9 protein-coding genes and 1 pseudogene are annotated in these 15,803 nt (G+C 42.7%); 1 reads left to right on the top strand and 9 read right to left on the bottom strand.

The window, feature by feature from the left end:
• Positions 1–136 precede the first annotated feature (136 nt).
• The 9 genes and pseudogenes from HWQ38_RS28625 to drmA form a co-directional block, all read right to left on the bottom strand.
• Positions 137–2,971 carry a DEAD/DEAH box helicase gene (locus tag HWQ38_RS28625; RefSeq protein ID WP_292800656.1) on the bottom strand — a complete coding sequence of 945 codons (2,835 nt, stop codon included), beginning with the start codon at positions 2,969–2,971 and terminating at the stop codon, positions 137–139.
• 305 nt (positions 2,972–3,276) lie between these two features.
• Positions 3,277–4,506 (bottom strand): DUF559 domain-containing protein, encoded by a 1,230-nt coding sequence (locus HWQ38_RS28620; protein ID WP_292800654.1) that lies wholly within the window; start codon positions 4,504–4,506, stop codon positions 3,277–3,279.
• Positions 4,507–4,509: 3 nt separating this feature from the next.
• Positions 4,510–5,283, bottom strand: a complete 774-nt coding sequence (locus HWQ38_RS28615) for a DUF559 domain-containing protein (RefSeq protein ID WP_292800652.1) — start codon at positions 5,281–5,283, stop codon at positions 4,510–4,512.
• Between the two features lie 211 nt (positions 5,284–5,494).
• Positions 5,495–6,157 (bottom strand): annotated as a pseudogene (locus HWQ38_RS28610) (transglutaminase domain-containing protein); the annotation flags it as partial.
• A 39-nt stretch (positions 6,158–6,196) separates the two neighbouring features.
• On the bottom strand, positions 6,197–6,931 hold the full coding sequence (locus HWQ38_RS28605) for a hypothetical protein (protein ID WP_292800650.1): 735 nt from the start codon (positions 6,929–6,931) through the stop codon (positions 6,197–6,199).
• A gap of 50 nt (positions 6,932–6,981) precedes the next feature.
• Entirely contained in the window at positions 6,982–9,297 is a 2,316-nt protein-coding gene (locus tag HWQ38_RS28600; RefSeq protein WP_292800648.1) for a DUF262 domain-containing protein, read from the bottom strand.
• The gene (gene drmC / locus HWQ38_RS28595; protein WP_292800647.1) at positions 9,294–10,088 is read right to left on the bottom strand and encodes a DISARM system phospholipase D-like protein DrmC; all 795 of its coding nucleotides are present in this window, start codon (positions 10,086–10,088) and stop codon (positions 9,294–9,296) included. Before drmC ends, HWQ38_RS28600 begins: the two co-directional genes overlap by 4 nt.
• Positions 10,085–11,959, bottom strand: a complete 1,875-nt coding sequence (locus tag HWQ38_RS28590; protein ID WP_292800646.1) for a DUF1998 domain-containing protein — start codon at positions 11,957–11,959, stop codon at positions 10,085–10,087. Before HWQ38_RS28590 ends, drmC begins: the two co-directional genes overlap by 4 nt.
• Entirely contained in the window at positions 11,956–15,411 is a 3,456-nt protein-coding gene (drmA, locus tag HWQ38_RS28585; RefSeq protein WP_292800644.1) for a DISARM system helicase DrmA, read from the bottom strand. Before drmA ends, HWQ38_RS28590 begins: the two co-directional genes overlap by 4 nt.
• 265 nt (positions 15,412–15,676) lie before the next feature.
• Here drmA and HWQ38_RS40595 point away from each other — a divergent pair, with 265 nt between their 5' ends.
• The gene (locus HWQ38_RS40595; protein WP_366933351.1) at positions 15,677–15,799 is read left to right on the top strand and encodes a hypothetical protein; all 123 of its coding nucleotides are present in this window, start codon (positions 15,677–15,679) and stop codon (positions 15,797–15,799) included.
• Positions 15,800–15,803: the final 4 nt, after the last annotated feature.

Raw genomic sequence — 15,803 nt, 5'->3', positions numbered from 1 at the left:
TCGTCTAGGGCAGTTTTATATTGCACGGTAGAAACTGGATTCTTAACCTTAGCCAATGGTGAATCATTTACCTGTGCCAGCAATTTGTCTATGTTATTTTTTTAACTTTACTGGTGTGCTTATTTCAACATAGGTTTTAAGTATTCTGCTTCGCTGAACTAATTGCATCCAAGAAAAACAAACCCACATCTTTATGCAATGGTTCATTATGCTGTGGGCAAGCCGTTGAATGTAGGCATCTTGGACAACCAGCTTCACAATCACATTCGGCTGCTAAAGCATAAGATGCAGCAGCAAATTTTGTGAAGTCGGAGAAAATAGCTTCTGCTGCCCCATTTCCACCTTCACAGGTGTCAAAAAAGTAACCAATGTTCCTGCTTTCTTTTTGTATGGCCAATTCATCTACATCCAAACTGGAAGATAAAACTACCAAAGGCACAGCTTTAACTATCTGGTGCTGGATACTATGCAGTGCCGTCACTTCAGCACTGCTACTCCACAAGGATTGATAAAGTTCTGGAATCTCACCTCCATTGTTGGTCATAATTTCTTGTTTGTATTTATTGACAGTTATTTGCAGAGCTTTTTGCAACGGCTCATTTAACTCTACTATTACGCAAGGCGCTTGGTATTTTGTAACGTATGGCTCTGAAAAGGCTATTTCTTTTTGAAGTTTTGTTACTTCTGCTGCATTCAGTGCCTGCTTACACAATGAACAACTTTTTCCTTCAAGTGATTTTTTATAATTAGCGCAACGTTGGTTTTTACAAGTCATTCCGTAGGTACGCTTCATCAATCTATAACCAATAACAGAATTCGTAATTTCTCCCCAGACAAGAGTTAAACGTAACCGAGCATCTTTAATATTAGTAGGGATGATTTTAGATTCTGCCAAGGTAGAAAGTGGTTGAATATCTAATTCTGACTCCGCTTCAGTAAATAAATCTGTATCTTTTCCTACAAAAGTTAGTATTGCTTCTCCTTTGTCGGAATTTAGGCTTTCGCTACGGTATGCTATTAATTGCCCGCTCTCATCTTGCACCATATATATTGCTTCGGGAAATACTTCTCGATGGGCTAACGGCAGCGACATACTTTCTAGAATTTCGCCCGTATGTTTGTTAATTAGAGAAATTGACCTTTGAGTGCTGCTTCGGATATTAATTTCTTTATGAGGATAACCTCTTCCCCAAAGTTTTCCATTACCACTTAAGAAAATTTTATTTTGTTGTAAAAGAGAATCTGCCACTGCACCGGCTGTTTTTCCAAAACGAGTATTCAGTTCTCCTAAAGCTAAACTACTTTCAATGCAACCACATTCTAAATGTTTACCTAGAATGGTTGGATAGTCAGGGTTAAATGCGGCAGATTCAACTTCTCCTGATAGTAACTTTTGGTTATGTCGAGCGTAGTATACATCAATCGGGTTTTGTCCTAATGGCAGATAAATCACTAGCCCGTGCTGTTTGCGTCCGGCTCGACCAACTCGTTGCCAAAATGACATCAAGCTACCTGGAAACCCCCGAATTAAACAGCAGTCTAGTTCAGGTAAATCGATTCCTGCTTCTAGGGAAGAAGTTGAAATAATTACCTTAATTTGTCCACCTTGGAGTTTTTGAATAATCTCGCTACGGCGATCGCCCGTTAAGGAACTATAGAAAACTGCTACCTTGCTGGTTAAATAACCTAATCCAATGCGTTGTGTTTCTCGTTGGATTAACCCAAGTAAACCTTTGACAGCTGCACGAGAGTTACAAAAGACAATCCCACTGAGATTATGCTGCAACCAGGAAATCACAATTTTAGTAGCTTCAACATTAGCTGCACTGTTTGGAGCAAGAGATAATAAGGTACGCCCTTGATGGGGAGCGCCACTATCCGCAATCAGGTGTAATCTTTGGGGTTGATGGGTTCTGCCGCTAAATCGCAATGCCATATCTTGAGGATTTCCGATCGTGGCACTAGAACAAATAAATTGCAGTCTTTGGGAATTACCACCAACTGCATCAACTGCTAACCTGAGCCGGCGCATGAGATTAGCAAAGTGTGCGCCAAAAGCCCCAGTATAGGTATGGCTTTCATCAATTACACAGTAGCGCAACTGCCTTAAAAACTGTCGCCATCCTTCTCCATCATCCCGACGGCGCACATTATAAAGATAGTAATGCAATAAGTCAGGGCTGACTGCCAAGATATTTGGGGGGTTGGGGATAAAAAAACGTTGTCGCTCATTAGCTGGAGTATCTCCCGTCATCAGTGCGAGTTTGAGACGATTGTTGGGCATTGCCTTGACAAGCGATTGTAACTTTCGCATTTGGTCAAGAGCTAATGCTTTAAGCGGGAAAATATATAGTGCTGTTGTTTGCGGTTCCTTAATACACGATTCCAGGATAGCCAGGTTGTAGCACAGCGTCTTTCCGCTTGCTGTAGGCGTAGTGAGACTCAAGTCAAACCCAGCACGTAACTTTGTTAGAGCTTCTAATTGGTGAGAATAAATCTGGGTGATACCGTTATTCTGTAACGCTAAACGTAAAGCAGGTGGTAAATCGCCCGGTAGGGGGTGAATTATCCCTTGGTTAGTATTTTTGATATCTATCGCCCTAATGCTTGCAATCAGTTCTTGCGCTACAGACTGAAATACTACCTGGGGGATTTGTTGAATGCGCTCCGCAGTTGTTGTGACTGCGGCGTTGTTCTCTTCAAGGAATGTTGTGGAAGAAACTAAGTTGGCGTTACTTGGTTTAATTGACCCCAAAGCGATCGCTTCTTCCCAATCGACAAACTGAGTTGGCTTAACCTCTTCTACAAACTTGACAATCAACCGTCTGCCCAATAATGCCATTACCTCCCCAACTCCATACTCCGGTGAGTAAACATATTTACCTGCACTTAGCCATTCAGGGGGTTCTGGAATCGTTTGGTTGGCGGCACGGATAATTGCGGCGTAATCAGTTGGTTTGTTATCAGTCACAAATTTATGTTTCTGCTAGCAGTAAATTATTTGTTACTGACTGTCAGTATAAACCTAATGAATTTACTCTGGCATTTTTGCTATGTTGCCATTGAGTGACAAAAAGACGCAATGTGTAGCCAACTTTAAGAAGTTACTATGTTTTATAGTATTAATTGAATCAATAATTTTGCGCTTACCACGGAATAATAAAATATTCGTATCTCAAGCTTAACAAAAAGTAACCGAAGAACCAAAATTGGTTAATTTATTTTATACCTAATGAATTACTTAATTTTCAAATATAGGAAGAGGAGCTATCACACCTATAGCAATGGTCGTTTAGGACATTTATTTGTTTTATGTAATTCAAGTTTTGTAGTTTTAACTTTTGCACTGCAATAAGGACAGCTTACTAATGAAGATAAAGTTGTGTTTTTTGTTGGTGGCGAAATAGATAAATTTAAAGCGCGATGTCTTGCTCGTGCAGCCCCACGACTCTGAGTGCGAGTCAAGGTAATATTATTTGGTGGCAATGGTTGAGAAACCTGTTGCTTGGTTTTAATCAGCGATGTCATTAGAATAACAGGATTGCTATTAGATATGTTGTTTTGACATAGATAATTATCTCGCTTCTTGTTTGCTGCCATTTCTACAGCTTCCTGTTCTGTCCACTGTCGTTGTTGCTCTAAGTCTGAGATGTTATCAAACTGATTTAGTGTCGAAGTGTCCCCTATAATTTGAGCGATAACTTGGGCGATGGTCTTGCAGCAACTGTGGGGATAGCAGATTACTTGCTCCTCGCTGAAACGAACTACAACCCAGCCTTTTTTATTAAAAAAATTATTGCGCTTGTTGTCTTTCCAAGCTCCAAGGTAGTGCGTGGGTGCGCCTGTGTGATAAACATAAGGTTCATCTAGCTCAATGTCAATATATAGCTTCAGCCCCTGGTCGATGTATGCAAAATCAGGGGTGTATGGGTATTCGTAGTTAGGAATAATAAGCTGTAAGTTCTTGTAAATATTTTGGGAAAAATGTTGGTTAAGGTACTCTTTAAAAAACTTCTCATTTTGGCCTTCTATAGGTGGTTGAAGATTATTACCATCATGAGGTATAGTTTGACTTAAAACAGTTAGTACTTCCTTAAAGCGATATTCTTTTACTTTCTCAGGACTTCTAAGTTTTTTCACATCATCTTCATAGAAATGTTTTTTATCTTCGTATTCTTTTAACTTAATAGGATAATTTGCAACTTCCTGATGATGTTTTTGTAGACGTTTAGGATAAGATGTGAATTGATACCAGACATTACCTGTGATCGCTCCCATTGCTATTAATAAAGTCAACCAGCTTGGTATAGATATTGACTGAGAAACAATGAAAGCAATAATTACAGCAAATATAGTTGCTATTACTGTCAGCGTGTAATTTACTTTCTTTGGTGCTATTCCGGGCTTTTGAGGTTTGGTTTCTGTGAATATAATGTCTATTGGTGGTAGTGATAATTGTGCGTCTTTAATTGCCTGTGGAATCAGAATTATTGGGTGTTGACTCATAAACTAAACCAAAAACATATTCAGGAACTCAATCACAACGTTTTCTGGCTGTTCAAAGCATTCTTTAGCCTCAAACCTAACTGTAGGAATACCTTCTCGCAATAGCACCCTATCTCGCACATAATCTCTGGTTATTTGTAAAGATTCTTGATGGTGATTACCATCTACTTCTAATATCATGGACTTGCCCTTATAAAACACCAAAAAATCAACTTCAATGCGTCCTGTCAGCCAACCACTTGCATCAGATATAGGAGAACCTTGTCGTCCAATTCGACCCCGTACATTAGCAAAGAATAAGACCCCTTTGTTATCCAGTTCTTCAGCAATTTTGATTTCAGCTTTAGAGCGAAAGTACATTCCCCCCCATTCATACAGAGGGTTTACATCAGTCTTAACTTCTCGTCCAATGTCATTGTGTGGTGTATCTATTCCTGGTACAGCCAAGGCACTTCCACGAGTGAACTGCTCTACTTGTTCTTGGTAATAACTATCAAAAAATAATCGCCACCAGTGCTTAGTACCGTGTCCATCACGCTGGTCTGCATAAGCTAGGTGTAAATGTTCGTTAATCTCTAAATAGTATCCAGGTCTAATTTTTGAATACAAATATTTATTAATTTTTGTTCTTAAATTTTTATCATTATCATTTTTTTTAGCGATTACGACCAGTAAATCTAATAGCCTACTTGTCTGCAATTCTAAGTAATACGGAAGTTTTCCCCCGACTGGGACAATAGAATTACCCTTGACTTTATGCTCTATTCCCTGAACCATTTTTAGTTATCTTTAATGTCATGTTAAGGAAGCGATCGCATATATCTCTGCTTTATCGCCAGATTGTATAATCTTGCAATTTGTAGCATTGGACTGATAAATTACAGCCTAATGCTAACCCTCTTATAATTCCCAAGTTGAAGCTATCGTTAACACAGGAATGGAGCTTACATGGTTATATTTTTTATAGGCAGAGTCATAGTTTTTATCATCACGACTTGTTAAACTCTAATTGCCCTACATAATTGAATTCACCCTGACTTTCAGTAGAGGTAAATAAGCGCATTTCATAGGAACCGGAAGCAGGGAGCTTACAAGTAACTTGATCGCCTTGTACCGCGTGACCACAAGATTGGGAGTTGCCTCCACCTTTTGAGTTATAGCTGGCTAATAACCAAACATTCTTAGGATTTGCCAAAACTAATTTTGCTTCATCACCTACATTCGTCTGCGACCGCACAGGGCTGACAAGTTGCAAGCCATCAGCAAAAAACTTTGGTTTCATCATCGGCTGGCGCAAAAACTCACCAAGCGGTAATGGATTTGATAACAGCTGCCAAGCAGGATCTTTTGGAAAATGGCTAATCACCATAACTTCTGGTGGCGGCATTAAGTATTCAGTACGATAGTTTTTTGTAAAACCTGACGAGCGATCGACATAACCGCTATCCCAAGTAGCATCAATTAAGTACCATTGTCCTTTTACTCTTGCTGCATTCCACGCGTGACCTTGACCGCTAAGGTCGCTGGTTTGAGTCCGTGCATCTCCTACGACATAAATGATTTCTTCTCCAGCCGCTTTACCCAATGCTTCTAATAATTTTGCATAGCCGGCACACACAGACTTACGGGTTCTAAATACAGTTTCGGCATCTTGTGGTGGATATTGCCCTGCAAAATAAGATTCAGCATCCTATCCAATTCGATCTGCAACGTAATCATGAAGAGCCTTAATTCGCTGTACCGGATCTGATTCCTTACTAACAATATACTGAGCAACTGATGCAATGCTTGTCTCTACACTGCTGGGCATATTGGCAACTGCGGGATGTATTCCCATACCTTGCCACGCCCAACCATTGGTATTATTAGCAGGCTGTGGTTTGGCAGTATTTTGCTGTTTTAAATTATCAAAAGGATCTCGGTCGGTTTGGGGCTGTGGTTGGACTTTGCTACTGCCGTCATCGTAACGTTCAAAAGGATTTTTATTGAAGCTGAGATACATTCCTTCCAAACCATTTGCCAGCTTGAATAAATTCTGTCGAATTAACTGTGCAGGTTGTCCTTGTAAATCACCCAGCATCCAGTCGCCTCGCGTTGAGAGAGCTACAAAACTCAAACGCGGTTGCCATACTAATAAGGCAGAGATCGCCACAAAGTTGATTACAAGAGTTCTGAGCGTCAGGCGATCACCCCAAGTCAAAATGCGTTCTTTGCTCCGACTGCCCTTGCTTCGTGCCCGTAGTTCCCAGAGCATAGGTAAGATGGGAAACAGAAACACCCCTGCTAGTACGGCTAAAGAAGTAGAACGGTTATTGTAAGCAGCTAGGGAAGATGCTAACCAAACACCTAGAACGGGTGTGAGGTAGATAATAGCGATCGCAGTCCACTTGATTAATGTACCGATAAGTTGGAAGAGAATAGCCATATAGATTTACGTTCCAGAAAGTAACTAAATTAGAAAGATTTATACCTGACTTATACCCAACCTAAATCTTCTAAAGCTTGACTAACCTGCTCCCGTAACTGCCACTGCCATTCTCGTTGAGTAGTACTTTCGGTATCTTCCAATATTTTCCAGTAGCCCGAAGCCAACATTAGCGACCAGAATGGTTTACCATTGTCGTCGCGTTCAGGTGGCACATAGCTTAAGTAATTTGCAACCAGTTCTGCGATTCTGGCGTATTGGAGATTTGCACCACCAAAATGTTCATATCCAGCCGCTTTTGCTAACTCAGTTGCAGTAATAATTTGCTCGGCTGCGTGGTAATGCGCTCTCAGCATAGCTTTATGACTATTCGTTATTTCACAACTAATAGCGATAAAAGCTTTTTTGTAATCCTCTAGTGGCGGAAACTGAATAGCTAAAACTTCTTGAATTACATAGCTTTTAAACCTGTCTATGTCGGTAAAATAGCGATAACCAAGACGATTTGCGGCCTCTTCTATTTCTTGATCTGCATCAATTATCAGGGCAACTGGTTGACTTTTCCCGGATTGCAAACCATTGGGCCATGCTAAATCCATTACTGTACTCACTGTTCCTGTCGAATCAGCAATTTCGTACATCCATTCACCAATCGGTAATCCCTGCTCTTGCACCCATACATTACATTCTTCCAGAACTCGTTCTTCAGCCAGTGCTACAACCGCAGTAGAGCTTTCCGCTTGTTCTTGCAAAATAGAACCTGTCGCCTTTGCTTCTGGAATATCCCCAGCGAGTAAGCTATTCAAAAATTTATTGGCAGCTTGAGCTAAAAGCTCACGGCGTGCGGTTAAGAAATCACGGTAGTTTTCAATTTGCCACAAACTGCGTTCCATTGGTATCCAGTGCGTTGCGATTGCACCCGGTTGGGTTTGCTCGAATGCCTCGAAATACTCCGAAGGGTGTCGGTTTGAGACTTTGAGGTTGGTTTCTTGGGTTAGAAATGTCAGATTAGCGATCGCGTTAACTTCAAATTTGGGATATCCAGCTTTGGAAAGTAGCGATTTCGGAAAAATATGATGGACTTGCAAATAGCAATGTTTACCGAGAAGATGTTTGGATAGTTCGATGCCACTATCCCAATCTTGTGCTTGATGCACGCGAGTGAGCATATAAACTAATGGATAAAACCTTGCTCCCATACCCCAACCTTGAAAGTCAATAGCTTTGATTTCCAAGTCTCCGCGATTTTGCCGTAGGTTGGCGATAAGTTGGTCTAGCGGATTATCTTCAGATTCCAATACGTGTAAATCTTGGGCTAGAACGCTCTCAGTTGAGCCTGCGTAACGTCCCCACAGTAAAGTATGCACGTACCAGTACAATAACTTGTCGCGTTCTTTATGATCTTTAAGATGTCCGCCACGACTAACAAGGTAACGCACCATGACAGGAAAGGCGTAAATACCACCGAGTACCCGATTGTGGTCGAGTCCTAAACGCCCAGAAATCAGGTTGAGCAGGGTATCAATAGCTTTTTCTGCCTTATATAGCCCGTCTTGAAACGTCGCAGTCTTAACATCTTTGAGTGCGGAAAACATTGCCTCTCCGGTAATAACTGCATTAATGCATCTCAGCAACCACTCCAAACGAAAGTCAAAACCTGCTTTATTCCATTTCGCCAAACGTGCTTTGAGTTCACTACGGGCATCCGGCCATTGAGCGCAAACTTTTGCTAGTGCCAAATCACCTTTGGATAGTTTGGTTCCTCCGCTATTAACAGTGTTAAAAATCTCTACAACAACATCAACTGTTTTATCTTCACCAGAGACTTCTTCAATATGCAAATTGATATTTTTGATACCTTCTAGTTTATTTAAGCGACTGATGTAAGTACTTAATTGAGATTGAATTTCTGGAATTTTGAGCAAATGCCCAATGAAAACCCCTACTCCTTGCTGCATTAATTCAGTCACATTTACCCATAAGGGGTTATCCTTCATTTTGACGGGAGCGTAAAATTCAAATATTTCATCTTCCAAGTTGAAATACAAGCCAGTGAAAGCTTGCATATTGCCATCAAAAAACTGAGGTGGTCTACCCCGCACAATTCCATAGAAGGAGGTGATGCGCTGCTGCCCATCTAGCAGCAGTTTAACTGTGCCTGTGGAAAGCTTACCATTGCCACGAGCATGGTCAATTGCTTGTTCGGTTTTAGTTTCCCATACTAATAAGCTACCAATGGGATGTCTGCGATATAGCGAATTCATTAACCCGCGTACTTGGTCACGATTCCACACGTAACCCCGTTGGAACTCTGGTAGGGCAATGCTGCCCATGTCTATTTGGTCAAGGATAGTAGTAATGTTCATAAAATTCTAGATAGTAGGTTTCTTGTAACTAAGCTTTCAAATTGCATTTGCAAAGCAATAGCCGTCACTGGGTCATTGAGTAATACACCAGCTTCGATATTGCGCTCGTGAGCAGCTTCTGTAAAATTGGCAGAGGTCACAAGTACACGCTTCTTATCTACAACAAGACACTTGGCGTGTAAACAAGCTTTCGATTCCACACCCACTGCCAGCGATCGCGGATCGTGAAACACTTCAGGTAGTCTTTTTCCTGGCCAAATATCTTGGCGAAAAGTATTGGCAAACTCTCGCAGTAAAGTAGATGTTGGCACTTCACTGTTGTGCGGTCGGTTGACGTTAAGAAACATTCGCACATTTAATTCTGGGTTAAAATCCATTCGTTCTGCCAGCACCATAAATAACTCTCGTGCTTTTTGTCTTTTATCAATAGCAAAGCTAGAAATGAGAACGCTTATTTTGGCAGTGCTAAACAACTCACGCACAACAACACCAGTATCGCGGCTTTGAGAACCAGCAATTTCTGGGCCAGTCCAAACCAAATCAACGCGATCGCTCACAGCTTGGGATGTACTTCGTTCTTCTGCCAGCAGTCGCAGCGTATAAGCAATATGTTGGGAATGTACCCCGATGACATTAAGGCGGTTGAGTTCATCAACTATGTCTCGATTCAAAGCTGCTGGAATATAGTTCGCTACATTGGATGTGGAAAAGGGCGGGGAAAGTCTGCCAGTTTCTAAAGCAACTGCCAAATTAACGAGGGCTGGACGGCTCAGGTGGAGAAAAGCCATCATACTCTCACATCCTCAAAGAATTCTGCCCCTGGCCCTTCAACAGTAGCAACGACCAATGCCCTGTCAAGAAATTCATTGCGTCGTTCGCAAGAAGTTTCAGCAATGAGTAAACACCCGTGACAAGCAGCACCATGTAAAAACCTATCCTCTTGTTCGGCATCTGGTTGATGCTGGGCGCAAACTGGATCGTTAGAACAAAGCCTTCCCATCTCCAGTGCAACACCCAAATGGTATTCAATTCGGTTTCCTACTTGTACAAGTCCCCCTAGAGTACCTTCCGAACCAGGAGAACCAGTATATAAAAGAATGCCATAGCCGGATTCGCCAGCATAAATGCGTTCACGAATTGAACTAGCAGCATAACCACATTCCAAAGACACAGCTGCAATCAACAGGTGTGAAAGGGAATGCAGCATAATATAAGGTAATCCAGGGAACTTGGCTTTCTCCTGGGCAATTCCTTTTTGCTTGCGCCAGATATCGAATCCTTTTGCTAATTTCTTCCCTCGTTGCTGCACAGCATTTCGTTTAAGCCAATTATTAATTGCTTCTTTACGGAAAGCGATGAACACGCCTTCGCCTCTATTTTCAATTGCTGGCACCCAAGTAGGCTCAATATCAAGAGCAGCTCGCCTGACTTGAATATCTAAATCGCCGTCAATATCAGGCATAATTGCCTCAAAGCGAGTAAAGCCAACTTGAGCAGTAACTTCCTTAAGTCGGTGTACTAAGACGATGCTCTCTATAAGAGATAGTAATTTTGGTTTGATGCCATCTAATTTCCGCGCACGAGCATAAAAGTCACTTTCTAGTACATCTTCTCCGACTTCAAAGGGACTAGATAGCAAAGTCTCGATTTCTACTTGCTTAATACCCTTATATTGCTTACCTTGCCCACCCTGTCTGCGCTGGATTTCTGCCCATACTACTTCATCACTAAATTTTTCTAAAACAGCAGCTACTTTTTGCTTACGGCGTTCTTTTTTAACTTCATCACTACTTTCTGCATACTGAAGGAAGTCTTCATAAACTGAATCAACAGCCTTTTGCAAAGCATCATCCGAATCTGGTAGAGAAATGACACTGAGAATCTGGGAAAAGTAAGCATTGCTGGCAGAGCGAACCAAAAGCCGATTATATTCTGGTTTCCCTGTTGTCTCAGAAATGCAGAGTTCTTGAGCTTTGGGGCCGAGCCAAGGGCGATGTCCTTCGCACTTTCCTAAGACCTTGCCATTGGGTACTGTTGCATCTGATAATTGACGACGAGCTTTACAAGCCTCACAGCGCACAAAAATATCAGCAAAATCGTTGCCAGATCCGCCTTCATCAAACCATAGCTGACCTCGACAGTTAGCTTGAGAGTTTTCGTGGACAAAACCACGCCAATCAATATCTTTGATGTGTCCATTAATACAAGCTTGGACAAAGCGCACAGGTACGACTGGCACTTTCTTTCTGTCAGCATTGAGATATTTACCAGTTACCAAACTACCCCAAGGTAGTAGAGGACGTGTCCGGTAAACTTTGGCATTGGGCGCTGCTTCATTTGGTTTAGGCCATGTTTCTTCTACTTGAGCAACAAACCAAGTGGGGAAAGCAAAAGCTGTAATTCCAGTGCGAGATGCTTTCGGGTCTTTCTCGTCTACAGGTGGCGCATATAAGGCAATATCATTAACCCCTAAAATGTCAGCCACTCGTTCCTTTAATCGATCTTCGTAAATACGTTTTTTGTCACCGTGCCAGTGGTTGAGTCCGCCAATTAGTATGGAATAATCGGGTAAATCCACCATTGCCCCTGGGCCAAAAGTAGATAAAATTTGGCTCTGGCGAATTTCTCCAGATGGAGGACGCTTTTTGTTTGATTTACTCATGATTCTTCCTCCTCTACCTCAAATCCATCAGGATTGCGAACCCACAAATTAACTGTTGGCTCAACATCACGTAAACTGCGTTGAGCTTTAAATTTTCTTTCGGATAGCGGTTTTTTTTCTAATTCCGGGTCAAGTGGGTCGAATAATAGAGGCGGTGCTTCCCCAACCTCACGCTGATATTGAAGGTTAATTTTTTCACCAGCAATCCGTTCCCATAAATCTAGTAAATCCTTAACTCGACCCCTAACTTTTTGACGGAGTGCTTCAGCATCAGCAGCATCCAGTTCTTTGTCATGCGTCTCTGCACGTTGGGCGATCGCATCTATGACAAAATTTAGCTCGTTACGGTGCTGAAGAATGTCGATCGCACGCAGTGGTGCTGTCATCCCAGAATGCCCCAAACGTGCTAAAGCAACAGTAATCGCAGCGATCCCTCGGTCAATAGCACGAGGAGAGAAGGGGGTAACACTGGTAGCTTCTACTGCTCGGTAAAAAGTAGCGTGCCAAGCAAAGAAACGTTCATAGTGTGAGCGATCGCGCGGACGATGAACGTTGAGTAATGTAACAACTAATCCGGGTCGTTCTTCATCCCGTCCCACACGACTGGTAGCTTGAATGTATTCTGCGGCTGTTTTAGGTTGACCCAGAACTACCATTAAGCCCAAGCGCGTAATGTCCAAACCAACAGAAATCATATTGGTAGCTAAGACTACATCAACACGTTCTTTTTGGTCAAATGTTGCTTCTAAGCGGCTTTTGGTATCCGCAACTTCACTTGTGCTGACACGGGAAGTCAATTCTTCTGGTTCATCGTCGATTTTCCGATCCGCAAACAAACCTGAACTTTTACCGACTCGTTTTCGTTTGCTATAACCAATAAGCCGAGAGTTGACTTCATCTTCAACAATCCGCCGACTACCACCCAGTTCACGCAAGGAATTAAAATATCCGAGTAATGTCATGTAGGGGTCAGCCAGATTATCGGGGTTTTTGCTCCCACCTGCTGCTAACCATTCTTTTTGTGCTGCTCCCAACAATGCTAGATAAGTACGTAATAATACGACTTTCAAACTTCGCCCTTGAGCAGCAATTCCGACATAAGTTCGAGCATTCTTTTCTTGAGCCGGCACTGTCTTTGCAAAAAAGGAATCGCGCCGGTCTGGCCCTGGTGGCGGAAATACATCGACTTCATTTCGCCCAAACAATGCCTGAATCTGCTTGGTTGCCCGTCGCACTGTCGCAGTGGAAGCTACAATCTTCGGGCGGATTTTTTGACCATTTATCTCTCGACTGCATAAAGCATCAATTGCAGTTTCGTAAAGCCCTACCATTGTTCCCAAAGGGCCAGAAATCAAATGCAGTTCATCTTGAATGATTAAATCTGGCGGTGGCAGATAACCATCAAGTGCTTTACCTCTACCTGGATAAACAGGGCTGTAAAAACCATCTTTGTCATGACGTTCTACACGTCCAAATAAAGCACCTGTTTCTCCTACCCAAGGCAAACTGGCAAATTTATCTACTGTGGCGATCATAAAACACGGCAGACGGCGATAAATTGGTTCGTCTACTGCTAACACTGGTAAAGAGCGATCGCCTCTAAAACTACAACGGCGATTGGCGCAACTTATACGCAAGTCTATGGGCTGGTCAGTATTAGGCAGTAGCTGAAATGAATTGCGGTTGAATTTAGTTCCGCACCAAGGACAGTTTTCTAAAGGAATAGGTGAAGGTTTGCGATCATTGTTTAGGAAGGCAAGGGTACGCGAACGGGCGCTGTTTTCATCATTGTCTCCCTTCTTGCCCATCCGGTTAGGTGTGGCTGCTTGTCCTACCCACAATCCAATCTCAAAAGGCCATTTCCCCAGTTTTTGTACATCTTGCTCCCGTTCCAACTCTAGGGCGCAAATCATTGTCGCAGCCCGTCCCAGTTGGTCAAGAGTGAGGAGGCGGAGTGTGTAGCGCATCAGCACGCTCAGTCCAGCAGAGTCGATACCGGGATGACGTAGCCGCCGCAATACAAGTGTAAAAGCTGCCAGCCCCAAGTAAGCTTCAGTTTTACCGCCGCCTGTAGGGAAGAACAGTAAATCTACCAGTTCGCGGTCTGAATGTTCGGGGTTGGCGATACCTACCAAGTTCATTAACAAGAAAGCTAGTTGAAACGGTCGCCAAATTGGAGGGGCTACAGATTCGGGAGTAATGTTTTTCTTATGAGTCGCACGCTGGCGCATTGATAAGGCGATCGCTCGATTGGCAATCCGAAAAGCATCTAATACTTGTGGGTCATCCAATGCCTTTAAACCAGCAGCAATCCGGTCTTTAGCAATTGTGGCTCGATCTAATAGGTCTTTAGCGACACCTAACCGTTTTTGCTCTGTCGGAAATTTGACTCGTTGCTCATCTATCCATTGGGTATAAGCACTAACCATCGGACTAAGCATATTTCGCAATGCTTCTGCTGTCGGTGCGGCGGCTAAGGCTTCCATACCCACTTCGACATTTTTAACCTGGGTTGCAATTACCTTTTCGACATCAGCAGTTGGTATCCAAGCGGTTCTTACTTCCTGACAGCCACCATTGGGATTTGCAACTGCAATTGCAGAAACATTATGACCAACAGCATATTCATAATCATCCCGGTATTGCAAATCAGCAACTTTCTCATCCCAGTCATCACCATCGCGCCCACGTAAATTGGGTCGTGGTACAAAGGAATCGGCTGTCTGAATTATTAAATTTGTTTGAAAAGCATAACCAGCATCCCGCTTTTTATCAGGGCTAGAGCGGCGATGATTAACCAGGAATACTGAAACTGAGCGTGTTCCTGCTGGTACTAATTCCTCAGAAGTTACGGAGCGAACTGAGACAACCAGTTGTAAACCATCGCTGTTAGGAACGTCCAAATATATTGGAGAACTGCTTCCACTAAGGGGGATCTCTAGTTGTTTAGTCGTATTGCCTAAATTTAAACCAAGGTCTAATTGAGTCGGTCTGCCACTTGTACGCAACGGTACGGTAAGTTCTGCTTCTCGTGGAACTCTCTGCCAATCACCTGTGAAGGTAATTTCTTTTCCTTCACTATCTGGTTTGGTTAGTGGTTGGTAATCGCCCCACCCGACAGTAACATGAAGTTGGTTAACATTTTGGGGTAAAAGCACGCTTAACCCCATTGAAGAAGGAAAATAGGCTTTACGGGCAAAGGCTTTCTCTGGAATCTTTTCATCTTCGCCAGAGCCAACACGTCCAACTTCGTCCATTTCTTCATCGCCAGAGTTATCTGTACGTTGCTCTACTGGTACGCCGTAGGGTACAAGGAATCCCGTTAGATACCACTTGGAAGGAGCTTGATCTAAAGTTTCTTCAGCGTGGGCAGCATCATCGGGTGTTGGCCCTACAAGGTCAAGTTGTAAGGCATCAATCAGATGCGATCGCACTTCGGCAGATGTGGTCATAATATAATTCTCTGGGAATTCATTGGCATAGCTAATGTTGAACCTGTCACATAGAAGTAGAGGGAAAATCAGGAATAGTTAAAGTCGTTTCCGTCGCTTTGCGAGATTTCGCTACTTTTTTAGTATTCCCTTTAACTTTGGTTTTCTGTGCAGCTTTACCGCCTAAAATTTCGGCTTCGGCGCGTTGCTGGTTGAGTTCGAGTAAACGGGCTAATACTTCGTCGTAAATTTCTTCAGGCCAACGGTAGCGCCAAGGCTTTTTCTTCTGGCGTTTGCTGGTGTTTTCCTCGTCTTCTTCGTCTTCGTAATCAAGCAGGAAGGTGCATTCTGTGGAAATATCTGTCCAGCCGTAAGCATCGAGGACAGCCCGATCGCATTGCGCGTGTAGTAAG

Source organism: Nostoc sp. NMS7 (assembly GCF_017115085.1).
In the GTDB taxonomy this organism is placed as follows: Bacteria; Cyanobacteriota; Cyanobacteriia; order Cyanobacteriales; family Nostocaceae; genus Nostoc.
Note: the sequence above shows the minus strand (reverse complement) of the source record. Positions and strands in the feature narration are given on the sequence as shown.